Annotated in this window: 21 protein-coding genes; 5 read left to right on the top strand and 16 right to left on the bottom strand. The window is 66.8% G+C overall.

Annotation, left to right across the window (positions count from 1 at the left end):
* Window positions 1-15 precede the first annotated feature (15 nt).
* Window positions 16-813 carry a divergent polysaccharide deacetylase family protein gene (locus GBG68_RS12030; RefSeq protein WP_152147667.1) on the top strand — a complete coding sequence of 266 codons (798 nt, stop codon included), beginning with the start codon at window positions 16-18 and terminating at the stop codon, window positions 811-813.
* A gap of 143 nt (window positions 814-956) precedes the next feature.
* Here GBG68_RS12030 and ubiB read toward each other — a convergent pair whose 3' ends face one another.
* From ubiB to GBG68_RS11985, 9 genes are all read right to left on the bottom strand, one after another.
* On the bottom strand, window positions 957-2618 hold the full coding sequence (gene ubiB / locus GBG68_RS12025) for a ubiquinone biosynthesis regulatory protein kinase UbiB (protein ID WP_152147665.1): 1662 nt from the start codon (window positions 2616-2618) through the stop codon (window positions 957-959).
* A 3-nt stretch (window positions 2619-2621) separates the two neighbouring features.
* A complete protein-coding gene (locus GBG68_RS12020; protein WP_152765762.1) occupies window positions 2622-3245 on the bottom strand; it encodes an SCP2 domain-containing protein in 624 nt (207 codons plus the stop codon).
* A complete protein-coding gene (gene ubiE / locus GBG68_RS12015) occupies window positions 3229-3978 on the bottom strand; it encodes a bifunctional demethylmenaquinone methyltransferase/2-methoxy-6-polyprenyl-1,4-benzoquinol methylase UbiE (protein ID WP_152147661.1) in 750 nt (249 codons plus the stop codon). The genes GBG68_RS12020 and ubiE overlap by 17 nt, the downstream gene beginning before the upstream one ends.
* 2 nt (window positions 3979-3980) lie before the next feature.
* Window positions 3981-4343, bottom strand: a complete 363-nt coding sequence (locus tag GBG68_RS12010) for a gamma-butyrobetaine hydroxylase-like domain-containing protein (RefSeq protein WP_152147659.1) — start codon at window positions 4341-4343, stop codon at window positions 3981-3983.
* Window positions 4344-4478: 135 nt separating this feature from the next.
* Window positions 4479-5804: an ATP-dependent protease ATPase subunit HslU gene (hslU, locus tag GBG68_RS12005; RefSeq protein ID WP_152147657.1), complete on the bottom strand. Its 1326-nt coding sequence runs from the start codon at window positions 5802-5804 to the stop codon at window positions 4479-4481.
* Between the two features lie 38 nt (window positions 5805-5842).
* Window positions 5843-6382 (bottom strand): ATP-dependent protease subunit HslV, encoded by a 540-nt coding sequence (gene hslV, locus GBG68_RS12000; protein WP_152147655.1) that lies wholly within the window; start codon window positions 6380-6382, stop codon window positions 5843-5845.
* A 194-nt stretch (window positions 6383-6576) separates the two neighbouring features.
* Window positions 6577-7047, bottom strand: a complete 471-nt coding sequence (locus GBG68_RS11995) for a DUF2846 domain-containing protein (protein ID WP_152147653.1) — start codon at window positions 7045-7047, stop codon at window positions 6577-6579.
* A 32-nt stretch (window positions 7048-7079) separates the two neighbouring features.
* The gene (gene xerC, locus GBG68_RS11990) at window positions 7080-7985 is read right to left on the bottom strand and encodes a tyrosine recombinase XerC (protein WP_152147651.1); all 906 of its coding nucleotides are present in this window, start codon (window positions 7983-7985) and stop codon (window positions 7080-7082) included.
* 7 nt (window positions 7986-7992) lie between these two features.
* Window positions 7993-8682 (bottom strand): DUF484 family protein, encoded by a 690-nt coding sequence (locus GBG68_RS11985; RefSeq protein WP_152147649.1) that lies wholly within the window; start codon window positions 8680-8682, stop codon window positions 7993-7995.
* A gap of 195 nt (window positions 8683-8877) precedes the next feature.
* Between GBG68_RS11985 and GBG68_RS11980 the strand changes: the two genes are divergently transcribed.
* Both GBG68_RS11980 and GBG68_RS11975 read left to right on the top strand, forming a co-directional pair.
* Window positions 8878-9405 carry a hypothetical protein gene (locus tag GBG68_RS11980; protein ID WP_152147647.1) on the top strand — a complete coding sequence of 176 codons (528 nt, stop codon included), beginning with the start codon at window positions 8878-8880 and terminating at the stop codon, window positions 9403-9405.
* Entirely contained in the window at window positions 9389-9856 is a 468-nt protein-coding gene (locus GBG68_RS11975; RefSeq protein ID WP_152147645.1) for a hypothetical protein, read from the top strand. The genes GBG68_RS11980 and GBG68_RS11975 overlap by 17 nt, the downstream gene beginning before the upstream one ends.
* Before the next feature lie 27 nt (window positions 9857-9883).
* On the opposite strand, the gene dapF is transcribed toward GBG68_RS11975, so the two are convergent.
* From dapF to GBG68_RS11945, 6 genes are all read right to left on the bottom strand, one after another.
* Entirely contained in the window at window positions 9884-10717 is an 834-nt protein-coding gene (dapF, locus tag GBG68_RS11970) for a diaminopimelate epimerase (protein ID WP_152147643.1), read from the bottom strand.
* Entirely contained in the window at window positions 10717-10899 is a 183-nt protein-coding gene (locus tag GBG68_RS11965; RefSeq protein WP_152147641.1) for a hypothetical protein, read from the bottom strand. Before GBG68_RS11965 ends, dapF begins: the two co-directional genes overlap by 1 nt.
* A 40-nt stretch (window positions 10900-10939) precedes the next feature.
* A complete protein-coding gene (gene lysA / locus GBG68_RS11960) occupies window positions 10940-12187 on the bottom strand; it encodes a diaminopimelate decarboxylase (protein ID WP_152147704.1) in 1248 nt (415 codons plus the stop codon).
* Complete coding sequence (gene lptM, locus GBG68_RS11955) at window positions 12187-12306, bottom strand: LPS translocon maturation chaperone LptM (protein ID WP_152147639.1); 120 nt, start codon at window positions 12304-12306, stop codon at window positions 12187-12189. Before lptM ends, lysA begins: the two co-directional genes overlap by 1 nt.
* Before the next feature lie 109 nt (window positions 12307-12415).
* Complete coding sequence (locus GBG68_RS11950; RefSeq protein WP_226801788.1) at window positions 12416-14236, bottom strand: glycoside hydrolase family 15 protein; 1821 nt, start codon at window positions 14234-14236, stop codon at window positions 12416-12418.
* A 91-nt stretch (window positions 14237-14327) separates the two neighbouring features.
* On the bottom strand, window positions 14328-14942 hold the full coding sequence (locus GBG68_RS11945) for a peptidoglycan-binding domain-containing protein (protein ID WP_193222319.1): 615 nt from the start codon (window positions 14940-14942) through the stop codon (window positions 14328-14330).
* 161 nt (window positions 14943-15103) lie between these two features.
* Here GBG68_RS11945 and GBG68_RS11940 point away from each other — a divergent pair, with 161 nt between their 5' ends.
* Both GBG68_RS11940 and GBG68_RS11935 read left to right on the top strand, forming a co-directional pair.
* On the top strand, window positions 15104-15781 hold the full coding sequence (locus GBG68_RS11940; protein WP_152147633.1) for an alpha/beta hydrolase: 678 nt from the start codon (window positions 15104-15106) through the stop codon (window positions 15779-15781).
* A complete protein-coding gene (locus GBG68_RS11935) occupies window positions 15778-16080 on the top strand; it encodes a hypothetical protein (RefSeq protein WP_152147631.1) in 303 nt (100 codons plus the stop codon). The genes GBG68_RS11940 and GBG68_RS11935 overlap by 4 nt, the downstream gene beginning before the upstream one ends.
* 18 nt (window positions 16081-16098) lie before the next feature.
* On the opposite strand, the gene argH is transcribed toward GBG68_RS11935, so the two are convergent.
* A complete protein-coding gene (gene argH, locus GBG68_RS11930; RefSeq protein WP_152147629.1) occupies window positions 16099-17490 on the bottom strand; it encodes an argininosuccinate lyase in 1392 nt (463 codons plus the stop codon).
* Window position 17491 lies beyond the last annotated feature (1 nt).

Below are 17491 nucleotides of genomic sequence, written 5' to 3'. Positions count from 1 at the left end.
CAAGAAGGACTGCCCATGGCGCCAGGCGCCAACGAGAAGAAACCGAGACGCGCCCTGCGGGGCGCGTTTTCTTTGTGGCTGATATTGCTCACCGCCCTGCCCGCCGCCGCGCGGCCGGTGATCAGCCTCATCATCGACGACGTGGGGGATCGCCCCGTGGAGGGTGCGCGCAGCGTCGCCCTGCCCGGCCCCGTGGCCTGTGCCTTTCTCCCCCACACCCCCCATGCCGCAAGGCTGGCCCGTCAGGCGCACCGCTTGGGCAAGGAAGTGATGCTGCACCAGCCGATGCAGGCTACCCGCGGCAACCGGCTGGGCCCGGGCGGCGTCACCATGGACATGGAACGGAGCGAGTTCCTGCGGGTGCTGCGGGGCAATCTCGCCGCCCTGCCCCATGTGAGCGGCGTGAACAACCACATGGGCAGCCTGCTCACCCGCCACCCGGGCTACATGGCCTGGCTGATGGAGGAGCTGCGCTATCGGGGCGGTCTGTTCTTCGTGGACAGCCGCACCAGCCAGCAGTCGGTGGCCCTGCGCCTGGCCCGCGAGATGGAGCTGCCCAGCCTGGAGCGGGATGTTTTCCTGGACCATTATCGGGACCGTGCGCGAATACGGGCGGCCTTCGAGCAGCTGGTGGCCCGGGCCCGGCGGTATGGCAGCGCCGTGGGAATAGGGCATCCGTACCCGGCAACCCTGGACGTGCTCGAAGAGGTGCTGCCGGAGCTGGAGGCCCGCTACGGGGTGCGGCTCATATCGGTGCGGGAGATGATCGAGCGGCGGCGTGGCGCGGGTGTGCGGGTAGTGGGCGGACGTTGAGGGCGGCCGGGCCTTGGTGGATTGGGGAATCCCGGCTTCTCGCCTGCGGCTACACCCGGGCTACGCGGAGCCCGGCGCCCACTTTGCGGCTGGCGCCAAGCTCTGCGTAGCCGCGCTGCAGCGCCGCGGCATCGCGAATCCCCTCAGCGCCACCTTCCCGACAACAACAGCCCCGCCCCGATCACCACGCTCGCCCAGCCCAGCACCGGCACCCCGGCCAGGCTGAACCAGGCTCCGGGTTGCAGGGCGAGCACCAGCACCCCACCCCCCAGCAGCCCACTGCCGGCGCCGGCGGCGAGCAGCCGTGCGCCGGTGCGGGCCTGTTCCTGGCGCAGGCCTTCCAGTTCCTCGCTTTGGCGGCTGAGGGCCGCGCGCATCTCGCTCACATCGTCCAGGGCGCGGATCAGGCGCTCGGGCAGGTCCGGCAGGCGCTCGCTCCAGGTGGGCGCCTGTTCGCGCAATTTCCGCAGGAAGGCCCGCGGCCCCACCTGCTCGCGCATCCAGCGCTCCATGTAGGGCTTGGCGGTGCGCCACAGATCCAGCTCCGGGTAGAGCTGGCGCCCCAGGCCTTCGATGTTGAGCAGGGTCTTTTGCAGCAGCACCAGCTGCGGTTGCACTTCCATGTTGAACCGCCGCCCGGTCTGGAACAGGCGCAGCAGCAGCGCGCCGAAGGAGATGTCCTTCAGGGGGCGCTCGAAGATGGGCTCGCAGACGGTGCGCATGGCCGCCTCGAATTCCTCGATCCGGGTATCGGCCGGTACCCAGCCGGATTCCACGTGCAGCTCCGCCACCCGGCGATAATCCCGGCGGAAGAAGGCGAGGAAGTTCTCGGCGAGATAGCGATGATCCGAGGGGTTCAGGCTGCCGACGATGCCGAAGTCCACGGCGATGTAGCGGGGCTCCTCGGGGTGCTCGGCGTTGACGAAGATATTGCCCGGGTGCATGTCGGCGTGGAAGAAGCTGTCGCGGAAGACCTGGGTGAAGAAGATCTCCACGCCCCGCTCGGCGAGCTTCTGCATATCGGTGCCCAGCGCGGTGAGGTGCTCGGTGTCGCTCACCGGCACGCCGTAGATGCGCTCCATGACCATCACCTCGCGGCGGGTCAGGGGCCATTCCACCTCGGGAATATAGAGCAGCTCGGAGCCGGTGAAGTTGCGCCGCAGCTGGGAGGCGTTGGCCGCCTCGCGCATCAGGTCCAGTTCGTCGTCCAGGTTCTTGTCGAACTCCGCCACCACCTCCAGCGGGCGCAGGCGCCGGGCCTCGGGCACGTAGCGATGGATCAGCTCGGCGAAGAAATAGAGCAGCTCCATATCGCGCTGGATGCGCCGCTTGATGCCCGGGCGCACCACCTTCACCACCACCTCGCGCCCGTCGCGCAACCGCGCCGCGTGGACCTGGGCGATGGAGGCCGAGGCCATGGGGGTCTCATCGAACTTGGCGAACAGCTCGGTGACCGACTCGCCCAGGCTGCGCTCGACGATGCGCCGGGCCTGATCGCCGGGGAAGGGCGGCACCCGGTCCTGCAGTTTGGCGAGCTCGTCGATCAGGTCCGGTGGCAGAAGATCCCTTCTTGTTGAAAGGATTTGCCCGAACTTCACGTAGATAGGCCCCAGTTCCTCAAGGCTGCGGCGTATCCGCACGCCCCGGGCGGGCAGCGCTCGCGGCACCCAGCGCCAGGGCATGAAGATCACCAGAAAGCGCAGTGGGCGGAAAAAGGGCAGGGCCAGGATCAGCTCGTCCAGGCCGTGTTTCAGCAGAATGACATTGATGCGGGTCAGCCGCAGGGCGAGGCGCAAACGTTTCATGGGCTACTCCGCGCCCCGCCGTCGCTCCAGCCGCACAAGCCGCGCGGCCAGCCGGTCGGCGCCCTCCCGCAGCCGGTCCACGTCGGCATAAAAACCTTCCAGCTCCAGGCGCGGTGGCGTGTAGCGGGCCTCCTCGCTCAGATATTCGCCCAGGCTCTGCGTCAGGCTAGCCCGGCTGCGGGCAAGCCAGGCGAAACCCTCGCGAACGCCGCGGCCGATCTGGTGAGCGAGCACATCGCCGGTGAGCCCCGCAAGCTGCTCCTCCCAGTCAATGTCCAGCTCGCCGAAGAGCTTTTGCACGCCTTGCACCAGGCCCACATCGCCCTGGAAGCTCAGATCTCCCGAGCGCAGCTCGCCCCGGCGCAGGGCCAGGCCGATCAGCGCCCCCGGGCTGCTGCGCAGGGTGGCCTCGGGCCGCTCGGCGGCACCGGGCAGCAGGCTGAGGCCCTGGGGGCTGAAATGCACCTGCAGCGGCTGCGGCGCGCCTTCCAGTTCCACCTGCAGGTGGCGGCCGGCCAACGGGCGCAGCCGGGCCTCGGTCTCCGGGTCCAGGCCGAGCAGGCGGTTGAGCGCCTGCTCCAGGGGCCACAACCCGCTCTTCAGCAACGCTTCAATAGGTATAGCCACGATGACAGGCGACGATGCCGCCGCTCATATTGGTGTAGTCGCAATCCTCGAAGCCGGCCTCGACCATCATCTGCTTCAAGCTCTCCTGGTCCGGGTGCATGCGGATGCTCTCGGCCAGATACCGGTAGCTTTCCGCGTCGCTCGCGATCAGCTGCCCGAGACGCGGCAGGATCTGGAAGGAGTACAGGTCGTAGACCGGTTGCAGGGGCTTGGCGTAGAGCTGGGAGAATTCCAGCACCAGGGCCATGCCGCCGGGTTTCAGCACCCGACGCATCTCCTTCAGGGCTTTGAGCTTGTCGGTGACGTTGCGCAGCCCGAAGCCGATGGTGACCCGGTCGAAGTGGGCGCTGGGCAGGGGCAGGTCCTCGGCGTTGGCGAGCACGTACTCCACGTTGCCCACCCGGCCGCGGTCGATCATGCGCCGGCGGCCCTGGTCGAGCATGGCCTCGTTGATGTCGGACATCACCACCTGGCCGCCCTCGCCCACCCGGCGCAGCATCTTCTCGGCCAGGTCGCCGGTGCCGGACGCCAGGTCCAGCACCCGCATGCCCGGGCGCAGATTGAGCTGGCGGATCGCCTGGTCCTTCCACAGCCGGTGCAGGCCCAGGGACATCAGGTCGTTCATCAGGTCGTACTTGCCGGCCACCGAGCGGAACACCTGCCCGACGCGGGCGGCCTTCTCGCCCACGGGGACCTGCTGATACCCGAAGTGTGTCGTCGGCTCCTCGGCCATGTTCAGTGCTCCCCCGGCTCGCGGCGGCTGTGCCCGGCCCGCGCCAGTCGTTGCAGATAATCCGCCCACCAGTCGTCCTGGTGGGTGCCCAGTTCGTGCAGATAGCGCCAGGAGTATAGGCCGCTGTCATGACCGTCGTCGAAGACGAGCTTCACCGCGTAATGGCCCACCGGTTCGATGGCGTCGATGTTGACCGTTTCCTTGCCGACCTGCAGCGTCTCCTGCCCCGGGCCGTGGCCCTTGACCTCGGCGGAAGGCGAATAGACCCGCAGGTACTCGCAGGGCAGCCTGAAATGATCGCCGTTGTCGAAGAGCACCTCCAGGATGCGCGAGCGGCGGTGCAGTTTTATGTCCGTCGGTGTCATGGGGCGCTCCGAAAGCATGATGTCAACCACAGAGGCACAGAGGCTCAGAGAGCACGGAGTTGCACGGAGCAGGAAAGAGTCTTCCTCCGTGAACCCTCTGTGCCTTTGTGGTTACAAACCGCCCGCAGCCGGTCATCAGAGTATGTACCGGCTCAGATCCTCGTTGCGGGCCAGATCCGCCAGGTGTTCCTCGACGTAATCCGCGTCCACCCGCACCACGTCGCCGTCCCGGTCCGAGGCCTCGTAGCTGATGGCCTCCAGCAGCCGCTCCATGACCGTGTGCAGGCGCCGGGCGCCGATGTTCTCGATGCGCTCGTTCACCTCCCAGGCCACTTCGGCGATGCGCGCGACACCTTCGTCGGTGAACTGCAGGTCCACGCCCTCGGTGGCGAGCAGCGCCTGGTACTGGGTGACCAGGGAGGCGCTGGTGGCGGTGAGGATCTGCACGAAATCCTCCACCGAGAGCGATTCCAGCTCCACCCGGATGGGCAGGCGGCCCTGCAGCTCGGGGATCAGGTCCGAGGGCTTGGCGAGGTGAAAAGCGCCGGAGGCGATGAACAGGATGTGGTCGGTGCGCACCATGCCATGCTTGGTGGATACGGTGGCGCCCTCCACCAGGGGCAGCAGATCGCGCTGCACGCCTTCGCGGGAGACGTCACCGCCGCTGGTCTCGCCGCCGCCGCGCCGGCAGACCTTGTCGATCTCGTCGAGGAAGACGATGCCGTTCTGCTCCACCCGCTGCACGGCCTTCAACTTGAGTTCGTCCTCGTTGACCAGGCGCGCGGCCTCCTCGTCCACCAGGACCTTCACCGCGTCCTTCACCTTCAGCTTGCGCGCCTTGGTGCGCTCGCCCGAGAGGTTCTGGAACATGCTCTGCAGCTGGCTGGTCATGTCCTCCATGCCCGGCGGGGCCATGATGTCCACGCCCACGGGGGCCTGGCGGATCTCGATCTCCACCTCGCGCTCGTCCAGATCCCCCTCGCGCAGCTTCTTGCGCAGCTTCTGGCGGGTGCCGGAATCGGCGGATTCCTCGTCCCAGTTGCTGGCCCGGGGGAGCAGCGCGTCCAGCAGCCGGTCCTCGGCGGCGTCCTCGGCGCGCACCCGCACCTTGGCCATCTCCTCCTCCCGGGTGAGCTTGATGGACATGTCCACCAGATCGCGGATGATGGATTCCACATCCCGCCCCACATAGCCCACTTCCGTGAACTTCGTCGCCTCCACCTTGATGAAGGGGGCGCGGGCGAGCTTGGCCAGGCGCCGGGCGATCTCGGTCTTGCCGACACCGGTGGGGCCGATCATGAGGATGTTCTTCGGGGTGATCTCGGGGCGCAGGGCTTCGTCCACCTGCATGCGCCGCCAGCGGTTGCGCAGGGCGATGGCCACCGAGCGCTTGGCCTTGGCCTGGCCGATGATGAAGCGGTCCAGTTCCTGGACGATCTCCCGCGGGGTCATCTCCGACATGGGTGAGGCTACTCCCTGTGTGTGCGTTGGCGCGGCGCTCAGGCGTCGAGCTCCTCGATGGTGAGCTGCCGGTTGGTGTAGATGCAGATATCGGCGGCGATGCCGAGGGATTTCTCGACGATCTCCCGCGCGCCCAGCTCGGTGTTCTCATAGAGCGCGGTGGCGGCGGACTGGGCAAAGGCGCCGCCGGAGCCGATGGCGATGAGATCCTGCTCCGGCTCCACCACATCGCCGTTGCCGGAGATCATCAGAATGCCTTCGGGGTTGGCCACCAGCAGCAGCGCTTCGAGCTTGCGCAGCACCCGGTCCGAGCGCCAGTCCTTGGCCATCTCCACCGCGGCGCGGGTGAGGTTGCCGCGCTGCTTCTCCAGCTGGCCCTCGAAGCGCTCGAACAGGGTGAAGGCATCGGCGGTGCCGCCGGCGAAGCCCGCCAGCACCTGTTCCCGGTACAGACGGCGCACCTTGCGCGCATTGCCCTTCATGACGGTGTTGCCCAGGGTGACCTGGCCGTCGCCGCCGATCACGACCCGGCCATTGCGGCGCACGGCGAGTATGGTGGTGCCTCGGAACTGTTCCACAGACGGCTCCTGCTTGCTCTAGAGATGTTGGGCGGCATTGTACATCAAGCAGGGATGGGGGCGCGGGGGGTGTTCTTGTATGGGTGGGGGTGGGGGTAAGGGGGATTCGCGGCCAAGAGCCGCTCCTACAGGGCGCTCTCCCGTAGGGGCGGCTCTTGGCCGCGATTCCACCTGACCCAGAGGAAAGCCAGGGTTCAGTGGGCGTAAAACCGTTCGATTTCCCGGCGCGTCCCCGCCAGCTGAGCCCGTGCTTGCGACTCGTCGACAAGTTCAAATTTGGTATATGAACAAAAACAAAACGATGGGCGCATGTAGTATCTAACCCGCAGGAAGAGCGCGTCCCCCGGCTTTACGTCCAGCTCGGTCTTCTTGTCGACCTTCTCGGTTCGGGTGTGTATGACATGTTTGCCGGGTTCGACGACCATCGACACATAGGCGTTTTCCGTGAGCTCCGCCACGGTACGGCCGTTCAATATGGCCGGAAACAAGAGGGCACGGTTCTGGCGGTATTCGGCTTCGGTTCTGTAGATATATAGAACGGCCTGGTTCGGATCGGAGGGCGTTTCGACACCGGAGAGCCGGGGGCCACTGGGTGGCGGCACGGAGGCGCATCCGGCGACAAGGCCGAAGGAAAAGACGATGGCGATCAAGGCGGCACGTGTCATGAGGAGTCCTTATTGTGGAGTTTGAGCTTAAGCTACTCAGGCTTCTTCTTCGCCCGCGGATGCGCCCGGTCGTAGACTTCGGCGAGATGCTGAAAGTCCAGATGGGTGTAGATCTGGGTGGTGCTGATGTCCGCATGCCCCAGAAGTTCCTGCACGGCGCGCAGGTCACCGCTGGATTCCAGCACGTGGCTGGCGAAGGAGTGGCGGAGCATGTGCGGGTTCACCTGCCGGCCCAGGCCGCGGCGGCGGGCCAGCCCGCGCAGGCGGCTCTGGATGCTGCGCGCCGAGAGCCGCGCGCCCTGGCGGGTGACGAACAGCGCCGGCTGCTCGGCTTCGGCGTAAAGAGCGCGTTTCTGCAGCCAGGCCTGCAATGCTTTTATCGCCTTGCCCCCCACCGGCACATCGCGGCTCTTCGCGCCCTTGCCGGTAACCCGCGCCAGGCCCTCCCCCAGATCCACATCGTGCAGGTCCAAACCCGCCAGTTCCGCCAGGCGCAGGCCGCTGGAGTAGGCCAGCTCGAAGATCGCCTGATCGCGCAGTTGCAGATCATCGGCGGGCTGCCCGTCGAGCAGGCTGCTCATCTCGTCCACGTCCAGCACCCGGGGCAGGCGGCGCGGGGACTTGGGCGGGCGGATGTCGGCGGCGGGGTCGAAGCCGGCCTCGCCCTCGCGGATCAGGTAACGGTAGAAGCTGCGGATGGCGGACAGGCGCCGGCCCAGCGAGCGCCCGCCCAGCCCCCCGCGGTGGCCGTCGGCGATGTAGCGGCGGATGTGGCCGGCGTCCAGCGTCGACCAGTGGCCAAGGCTGCGTGCCTCGCACCAGGCCAGCAGGTGCTCCAGGTCGCGCCGGTAATTGCTGACGGTGTGGGGGGAGAGCCGGCGCTCGTTGCGCAGATGGGCGAGAAAGCCCTGCACGCTTTGCCGGGCGCGGGCTTCCATGGGGCGCTCAGCGCAGCCGCAGTTGCAGGGATCGGGCGCTGAGCGCGCCCAGGCGGCGCAGGAACACCGTGCCCTGGTTGCGGTGGAAGCGGTCGGCCTGGTAGCTGCCCACCGCGAGCAGGCCCAGGGTGCCCTGGTCCTGCAGCGGAATCAGGGCGCTGGAGCCCACGGCGGTCGCGGCCTCGCCGAAGAGGAAATCCAGCTGCTCCCGGGGGAGCTTGCCGCAGACCGGCTCGCCCCGGCCGGCGAGCTTGCGCAGGTGTTGGGCCTGCTCGCCCTGGGCGGGCAGGTGGTCCGGGTGGCCGGCGGCGGCCTGGTCGAACAGGCACAGGCGCAGCACATCGGCCTGGAACTCGCCGCGCAGGCCTTCCTTCAGCGCCACCACCGCGCCGTCGAGGCTGTCGGCGCTCATCAGCTCCAGGGTCAGGCGGTGCAGGCGCTCGGAGACCCGGTCATTGTCCCGGGCCACGTCCAGCAGCTCGTGGAGCTTGTCGTGGAGCTCCTCGTTGCGCCGGCGCAGGCTGCGCACCTGGTACTCGATAAGCGAGAGCGCGCCGTCCACTTCGTGGGGGATGCTGAGGGATTGCAGCAGTTCGGGGCGGTTCTGGAAGAACTCCGGGTTGTCGGCCAGGTAGTCGGCGACGGTGTCTTCCGGGCTGGCCGGCTCGGCCTGCTTGCTGCTCTGCTGTGCGCTCATCGGCTGTGTTTCCCCCTGCCTTGCCGCCGTGTGACCCGGCGGTTTTCATGGCGGGGAGCATAGCAGATGCGGGGTGTGGGGAACCAAGGGAAACCGAGCGCGACTGGTCTTTGGTCGCTCTGTGGTGTTTAGTTACATGCGCTACTCACAGCGGAAAGTGAGCCATCCAACAATAAACGCGGACAAGGAGGTCCCGTGTTCAGCCCGAAATTACCCTACCGCATGCCAGCAAGCCCGCACGCCAAAGCTGTCTTCCTGGCGCAGTTGATGTATGTGCCTCCCGCTTGGCTATCCGGTCTTACGGCGGATAGAGCCAGTGCGCTGCTGACTGATATTTGTCTTTATCGGCACCTCGACAGGAAGCAGAAAGAGAACGTGATTCGTCGTATACGCGCCTTGCCGGTACGCAGGCAAGACCTGTTGATGAGCAAGGTGTTGCTGCCGATCGTCAATCCCGACTGGGGAGTATGGTCACTTACTACTGAGGAATTGTTGCAGCAACAACGATTCTTGTCCGCGATAGTCGATTGGCTAGGGTATCTGGGGCTTGGCTACAGTTTTCAGTCTTTTGGTGATTTATTGAAACGATTGCGAGCGCGGGATGCATTGTGGTCGTCTTATGGAGTGTTGCCCACCATCGGTATTTGGGGCTTCTATTGGATGAACGATACGGCTCGTGGACAGATAGAACAGGAACTGTATCGTCGTGCCAACACCCATTGATGACACTCTGACTATTCGTGCAGGCACCCGTGAAGCATACCAATCCTTTTGGTTGCGGCTGCTGCTTCGTTACGTGTCGATTGTGCTCGTGTTCGCGCTGGCTGTGGTAGCTTGGAGACATGTTTCGGGGCTGCTCCCCTCCCTTTCAGTAATCGTCGTGTCGTCGATCGCCTTCTGGCTGTTGACCGATACAGCCGTGTTGACTGAATTTCTGCCTGGCGAGCGCATGCTGCTTGCCCGGCTGGAAGGGAGTGACTTGCATCTCGCCTTGGAGGAGCCGTTGTCGGTAAATCTGCGCGATAGCAGGGTGAGAATGACGGCGGCGCACTGGCCAGCGTATCGGGCACGATTGAAAATCGAGGGCCCGGAAGGGGCGCGCGTTATTCGCACGGTTCTTGATCACCCGCCCCTGATACGCTTCGTGAACAACGCGGCTTCCAGGTCGGCATGAAGAGGAGTCCGGCGGCCACTGCGGTGTTCAGGGCAGCGTGATTCGCCCCTCGAACACCGTCACCGCCGGCCCGGTCATCCACACAGGCTCCCCCTCGCCCGCCCATTCGATCAGCAGCGGCCCGCCGGGCAGCTCCACGGTGACCCGCTGATCCAGCAGGCCCTGTATCTGCCCGACCACGGCGGCGGCGCAGGCGCCGGTGCCACAGGCGCGGGTCTCGCCCACGCCGCGCTCGAACACCCGCAGTCGCACGTGGTCGCGGCGCTTTACCTGCATGAAGCCCACGTTCACCCGCCGAGGAAAGCGGGGGTGGGATTCGATCAGCGCGCCCAGATGCGCCACCGGGGCGTTCTCCAGGTCCCTCACCCGCAGCACGGCATGGGGGTTGCCCATGGAGGCGGCACCGATCTGGTGGGTCTCGCCGCCCACCGCCAGCGGGTAGTGGCTGGCGCGGGCTTCTGCCTCGAAGGGGATGTCGGCGGGGCTCAGCACCGGCGGGCCCATGTTCACCGCCACCTGGCCATCCTCGCGCAGCTGGATGCGGGTATCGCCGGCCAGGGTCTCCACCACCAGTTCACTTTTCTCGCTCAGGCCCTGCTCGCGCAGGAAGCGGCCCAGGCAGCGTACGCCGTTGCCGCACTGCTCCACCTCGCCGCCGTCGGCGTTGAAGATGCGGTAGCGGAAGTCGGCACCGGGCTTTTGGCTGGTTTCGGCGAGCAGGATCTGGTCGGCGCCGACCCCATAGCGCCGGTCGGCCAGGTGGCGGATCTGCTCGGTGCTCAGGTTTACGCGCTGGCGCACGGCGTCGATGACCACGAAGTCGTTGCCCAAACCGTGCATTTTGGTGAAGTTCAGTTCCATCACGCCTCGCTTTTCATCAGCAATACGGCCAGGGCCATCAGGCCCATCAGTACCACCAGCCACAGCAGGCCGCGCAGTTGCACGCGGCCCCCCTGGCCCACGAAACGCGCCAGCGAGCGATACAGCCAGTAGGCGAAGAACAGCAGGACCGGGACCAGCAGCAGCAATTCGGTTCGCAGCATCAGCATCGTCCGTCCATTCGCAATGGGCGTGTGTCGGCGCTTAGGCCGGCAACACCGCCTCGCCTTGCCACAACTCTTCCACGGTTTCCCGGCGTCGGGCCACGTGCACGCGCTCGCCATCCACCAGCAGTTCCGCGGCCCGGGGGCGGCTGTTGTAGTTGGAGCTCATGACGAAACCATAGGCGCCGGAGGAGCGCACCGCGAGCAGATCGCCCGCTTCCACCGCCAGGTCCCGGTCCTTGCCGAGAAAATCGCCGGTCTCGCACACCGGGCCGACCACATCGTAGCGCTGGCTCGGCGCATCCCGCGGGCGCAGCGGCTCTATGCCTTGCCAGGACTGGTACAGGGCCGGGCGCAGCAGGTCGTTCATGGCCGCGTCTACCACGCAGAAGTTCTTGTGCGGGGTGTGCTTGAGATACTCCACCCGGGTGAGCAGCACGCCGGCGTTGCCGACGATGGCTCGGCCCGGCTCCATCAGCAGCTTGATCTGACGGTCACCCAGACGTTCGAGGATGGCGGCGGCGTACTCGGCGGGCGCGGGCGGGGTTTCATCCTGATAACGGATGCCCAGGCCCCCGCCGATGTCCAGGTGCTCCACGGAGAAGCCCTGGGCCTCCAGGCGCTCCAGCAGCGCGAGGATGCGCCCCAGCGCATCGGCGAAGGGCCGGGTGCTGGTGAGCTGGGAGCCGATGTGGCAGTCCAGGCCCGCGAGGTGCAGGTTCGGCAGCTCGGCCACGCGCTGGCAGGCGGCCTCGGCGCGGTCGAACTCGATGCCGAACTTGTTCTCCTTCAGCCCGGTGGAGATGTAGGGGTGGGTCTGGGCGTCCACATCCGGGTTTACCCGCAGGGAGACCGGGGCGATGCGGCCCAGCTCGCCGGCGACGGCGTTGAGCCGCTCCAGCTCCGGTTCGGATTCCACGTTGAAGCAGAGGATGTTGTGCTCCAGCGCCAGGCGCATCTCCTCGGCGGTCTTGCCCACCCCGGAGAACACCACTTTCGCCGGGTCGCCGCCGGCGGCGAGCACCCGGGCGAGCTCGCCGCCGGAGACGATGTCGAAGCCCGAGCCCAGCCGGGCGAGCAGGTTCAGCACCGCCAGGTTGGAGTTGGCCTTCACGGCGTAGCAGATCAGGTGGTCCTGCCCGGCGAAGGCCTGGTCGAAGGCGCGCCAGGCGCTCTCGATGGCGGCGCGGGAGTAGACGTAGCAGGGGGTGCCATGCTCTTCGGCCAGGGTCTGCAGGCGGCAGTCTTCCAGGTACAGGCCGTCCTCGCGGCGGGTCAGGGCGTCCATCATTGGCCTTGCTCCTGCTCGTCGGGTTCGGGCAGGTACAGCGGGCCCTTCTGGCCGCAGGCGCTGAGGAGCACGGTGAGCAGAAGCAGCGAGAGGAGGAGGATGGACTTGGTGCGCATGGGGACCCCCGTTTGAATACGCCGGGCAGTATAGCGGGGGGCGGGTGGTGAAGGGAAAGGTGGGGCGCCTTCTCGGTAGGAGCGGCCCATGGCCGCGAACCTTCCGGTATCAATAGGCTTCTTCCCAAGGCCGGCTCAGCCTCATGGCCGAGTTGATCAGCCCCACCATGCAATAGGTCTGCGGGAAGTTCCCCCAAAGCTCCCCGGTTTTCGGGTCCAGATCCTCGGAGAGCAGCCCCAGCGGGTTGCGGCTGGCGAGCAGGTTCTCGAACAGCGCCCGGGCCTCGTCGCGCCGGCCCATGGCGCAGAGTGCGTCTATGTACCAGAAGGTGCAGGTGGTGAAGGCGTTCTCCGGGTAGCCGAAGTCGTCTTCCTGGACGTAGCGGAACAGGAAATCCCCCTTGCGCAGCTGGTTCTCGATGGCCTTCACGGTGCCGATGAAGCGCGAGTCGTCGGCGCGGATGAAGCCCAGCTCCGGCATCAGCAGCAGGCTGGCGTCCAGGTCGGTGCCGCCGAAGTTGGCCATGAAGGCCTGGTGCTCGTCGCTCCAGGCCTTCTCCTGGAGGATGCGGGAGATCTCCACGGCGTGGCGTGCCCAGTAGGTGGTGGATTCCTCCAGCCCCAGGCGGTGGGCGATCTTGGCCAGGGTCTTGGCACCGGCCCAGCACATCAGGGTGGAGAAGCTGTGTACCCGCAGGCTGCCGCGGAACTCCCACAGCCCCGCGTCGGGCTCGGTGGCCTTGCGCACCGCCTGCTCGCCGATGCTCTCCAGGCGGCGGAACAGGGCCTCGTCGCCGGGGCGGAGGATGCGCTTGTCGAAGAAGATGTGGGCGGCGGCGAGAATGCAGGAACCGTAGACATCGTTCTGCACCTGCTCGTAGGCCTGGTTGCCCCGGCGCACCGGGCCCATGCTGCGATAGCCCGGCAGCGCCTGGACGATGGACTCGTGCAGGTCCGCCCGGCCGTTGATGCGGTAGACCGGGCGCAGTTCCGGGGAGCCGGCGGCCAGGTTGATGATGTAGCGCAGATAGTCCTCCATGGTCTTGGTCGCGCCCAGGCGGTTGAGCGCGTTGATCACGAAGTAGGCATCCCGGAACCAGCAGTAGCGATAGTCCCAGTTGCGCCCGGAGTTGGGCGCCTCGGGAATGGAGGTGGTGACGGCGGCGATGATCGCGCCGCTGTCCTCGTAGGCGTTGAGCTTCAGCGTGATGGCGGCGCGGATCACCGCCTCCTGCCATTCGAAGGGGATGGCCAGGTAACGCACCCATTCTTCCCAGTAATCCCGGGTGCGGTTGAGATAGCGCCGGCCCATATCGTCCAGTTCGTGCTCGATGGTTTCATCCGCCCCCAGCAGCAGGGTCAGGTCACTCTCCAGCAGAAAGGGGATCTCGTCGTGAATGGCGGTGAGCGAGGCGTTGGTGGTCAGCCGCAGTACCTGGCTGCTGCCCACGTAGCGCAGGTGGTTGCTGCCGAAGGTGATCACCGGCCGGGCGCTGCCGTAGTCGAACAGGGGGCGTACCCAGATGAGGATGCGCGGGCTGCCCGCCAGGGGCCGGATGCGGCGGATGAGGGTGGCGGGGCGAAAATTGCGCCCGTAGTGCTTGAAGCGCGGGGCGAAGTCGGTGATCTCCACCACGCCGCCGTGGCGGTCGTACAGGGTGGTGATCAGGATGGCGGTGTTCTCCAGATAATGCTGCTCGGTGCGGGCCAGATCCAGCAGCTCCACCCCGAGGCTGCCGTCGCGCCCGGGACGAAGGCCCTTGAGCAGGCTGCAGAACACCGGGTCGCCGTCCAGCCGCGGCAGGCAGCACCAGGTGACCACCGCATGGCGGTCGATCAGCGCGGCGAAGCTGCAATTGCCGATCAGCCCCAGGTTGAGATCAGGCATGGAGTCTCCCCTGCGCCATGGAGCGGGATAATCAGGCACCATTCCCCGTAGAAGCGCGGCTCCTGGCCGCGATTAGCGGTGCAGGTGCAGCCCAATCGCAGCCAGGAGCCGCTCCTACAGAGAGGGATGGTGGCTAGCCTTGCTGTTCCAGCTCCCGCTGGCCTTCCTCCAGCTCGGTTTCCGCTCGCTCCATGCTCTGCCGGACATTCTGTTCCATGTTGTCGGGTGCGGTGGCCCGCAGGGAGTCCGGGTCTTCCAGCGGGCCGTCCGGCGCGCCAGACGCGTATTCGGCGGGCTCGCCCTCGCCGAAGGCGGCGGACATTTCATCTTGCATTCGCTCGCTCACGCCCGCCTGTTGCTGGTCCTCCTGCACCGACGCCTGTTGATCCTGCTCCGGTTGGCCCTGCTCCATGGCGGCGCTCTGCTGATTCTCCAGGTTCAGCGAGGCCAGGGTTTCGCTATCGATCTGGCCGCTGGGCTCCAGGCCTTGTTCCTGCTGGTACTGGCGCAGCGCCTGGTGAGTCTCCGGGCCCCAGATGCCGTCGGTCTGCAGGTCCTGGCCCTGCTCGCTCAGGGCCTGTTGCAGTTGGCGAATCATCTGGTCGTCCACCGGGGCCGGGAAGTCCCGGCTTTCCTGGGCGGACACCTGTTGCGGGCTATCCGGGCCTGCTTGCCACTCGCTCTGGGCGGCGAAGGCGCCGCCGGTGGCAAGCACCAGTGCGCTGGCGAAGATTACATGCCGGGTCATGACTGACCTCCTTTTCCCATGGCTTTGAAAGCACGACGGAAGGGCTGCCTTCCTCGGGAAAGATTTCCCTAAACAAGCCAGTTCGATCCGATTGGGGTCTTTTTCAAGCGTCGCCATACAGTGACAATGGCCGGTCTTACGTGAGCCAAGGACCAAGTCCCATGAGTGATTCTTTGCTGGAGACGGTCGAGTTCGGCCCCGAGAACGCCGGCGCGTCGGTGATCTGGCTGCACGGCCTGGGTGCCGACGGCCATGACTTCGAGCCGGTGCTGCCCGCCCTGGGTGACGGTGCGACCCGGGGCGTGCGTTTCGTCTTTCCCCACGCGCCGGTGCGCCCGGTGACGGTAAACGGCGGCATGGCCATGCGTGCCTGGTTCGATATCAGCGAGCTGGGCGGCAAGTCGCCGGTGGATGAAGCCGGCATTGAACAGAGCACCGCCCAGGTGCGCGCCCTGATTGCCCGGGAGGTGGACCGTGGCGTGCCCAGCCACGCCATCGTGCTGGCCGGCTTCTCCCAGGGCGGCGCCGTGGTGCTGCACGCGGCCTTGCGCCACCCCGAGCGGCTCGCCGGCGTGATGGGTCTCTCCACCTATATGCCGCTCGCCGAGCGGCTGGCGGCGGATGCCCACCCCGCGAACGCCGAACTGCCGGTGTTCCTGGCCCACGGCGAGCAGGATGACGTGCTGCCCTTCAGCCTGGGCGAGCGCAGCCGCGAGGCCTTGCAGGCGCAGGGCTACCCGGTGGAGTGGCATGCCTACCCCATGGGGCATCAGTTGTGCATGGAAGAGGCCGAGGCCATCGGGGCCTGGCTGATGCGGGTGCTGGGGGGTGCGGCATGAGCGCCGAGCAGGTGCCGGGCTGGCTGTTCGGCGAGTGGCGATTGCGGGAGGTGGAGCCGGGTGTCGAGCTGCAGGAAGGCACCGGCATGGAGTTCCTGGCGGAAGGAGAGCTGGTCTATACCATTCCGCTGGAAGGCAGGGTCCACCGCTTCAGCCTGTACTACAGCGTGCGGGGCGATGAGCTGCACACCCGCCAGCCCGAGGCCGATCACCACCAGAGCGTGGGGTTCGGCCGCACGGAAAGCGGCCTGCTGGAATTCGACTTCGCCGGCGTGCGGGCCTGGTTCGAGCGGGTCTGAGGGGGGCTGCGGCGGCGCTCAGAGCGCCGCCAGCCGCGCCTTGGCCGCTTCCACCTGGGCGCGTACCTGGGTGGGAGCGGTGCCGCCCACATGGTCGCGGGCGTTCACCGAGCCCTCCAGGGTGAGCACTTCGAACACGTCCTCGCCGATCCTGGCGCTGAACTGGCGCAGCTCGTCCAGTTCCAGTTCGCCCAGATCCTTGCCCTCTTCGGTGGCGTAGCGCACCGAGCGGCCGACGATCTCGTGGGCATCGCGGAAGGGCACGCCCTGGCGCACCAGGTAATCGGCCAGATCCGTGGCGGTGGAAAAGCCCGCGCGGGCGGTCTCGTAGAGCCGGGCGTGGTTCACCGTGAGGTTCGGGATCATGTCGGCGAAAGCGGTGAGGGAGTCGCGCACCGTGTCCACGGCGTCGAACAGCGGCTCCTTGTCTTCCTGGTTGTCCCGGTTGTAGGCCAGCGGCTGGGACTTCATGAGGGTCAGCAGGGCCATCAGGTGGCCGTTCATCCGCGCGCTCTTGCCGCGCACGATCTCGGCCACATCCGGGTTCTTCTTCTGGGGCATGATCGAGGAGCCGGTGCAGAAGCGATCGGGCAGCTCGATGAAGCCGGTGAGCGGCGAGGCCCAGATGATCATCTCCTCGGCCATGCGTGAGAGGTGTGTGGTGATGATCGCGCCCGCCGCCGAGAACTCGATGGCGAAGTCCCGGTCGCTCACCGCATCCAGCGAGTTGCGGCTGGGGTAGTCGAAGCCCAGCTCCTCGCAGGTCATCGCCCGCTCGATGGGGTAGCTGGTGCCGGCCAGCGCCGCCGAACCCAGGGGCATCACGTTCATGCGCGCCGCACAGTCTTCCAGCCGACCCTGATCGCGCACCAGCATCTCGTACCAGGCCAGCATGTGGTGGCCGAAGGTGATGGGCTGGGCCACCTGCAGGTGGGTGAAGCCGGGCATGATGGTGGCGGCCTCGCGCTCGGCCAGGCTCACCAGGCCGCGCTGCAGGCGAATCAGCTGATGGCGAATCTCGGCGATGGCATCGCGCAGGTACAGGCGGATATCGGTGGCCACCTGGTCGTTGCGCGAGCGCCCGGTGTGCAGCTTCTTGCCCGCCTCGCCGATGCGATCGGTCAGGCGCTTCTCGATATTCATGTGCACATCTTCCAGCGCCGGGTCCCAGGGGAACTCCCCCGCCTCGATCTCGGCGCGGATCGCGTCCAGCCCTTCGATGATGGCGTCGCGCTCGGCCTCGGTGAGCACGCCCACCTTGGCGAGCATGCGGGCATGGGCCTGGGAGCCGCGGATATCGTGGGCGTAGAGCCGCCGGTCGAAGTGCTCCGAGGCGGTGAACTGCTGCACAAAGGCATCGGTGGCCTCGCTGAAGCGGCCGGTCCACAGCTGGCTGGATTTCTTCGTCATC

Source organism: Alkalilimnicola sp. S0819 (assembly GCF_009295635.1).
Lineage (GTDB): Bacteria > Pseudomonadota > Gammaproteobacteria > Nitrococcales > WHIW01 > S0819.
Note: the sequence above shows the minus strand (reverse complement) of the source record. Positions and strands in the feature narration are given on the sequence as shown.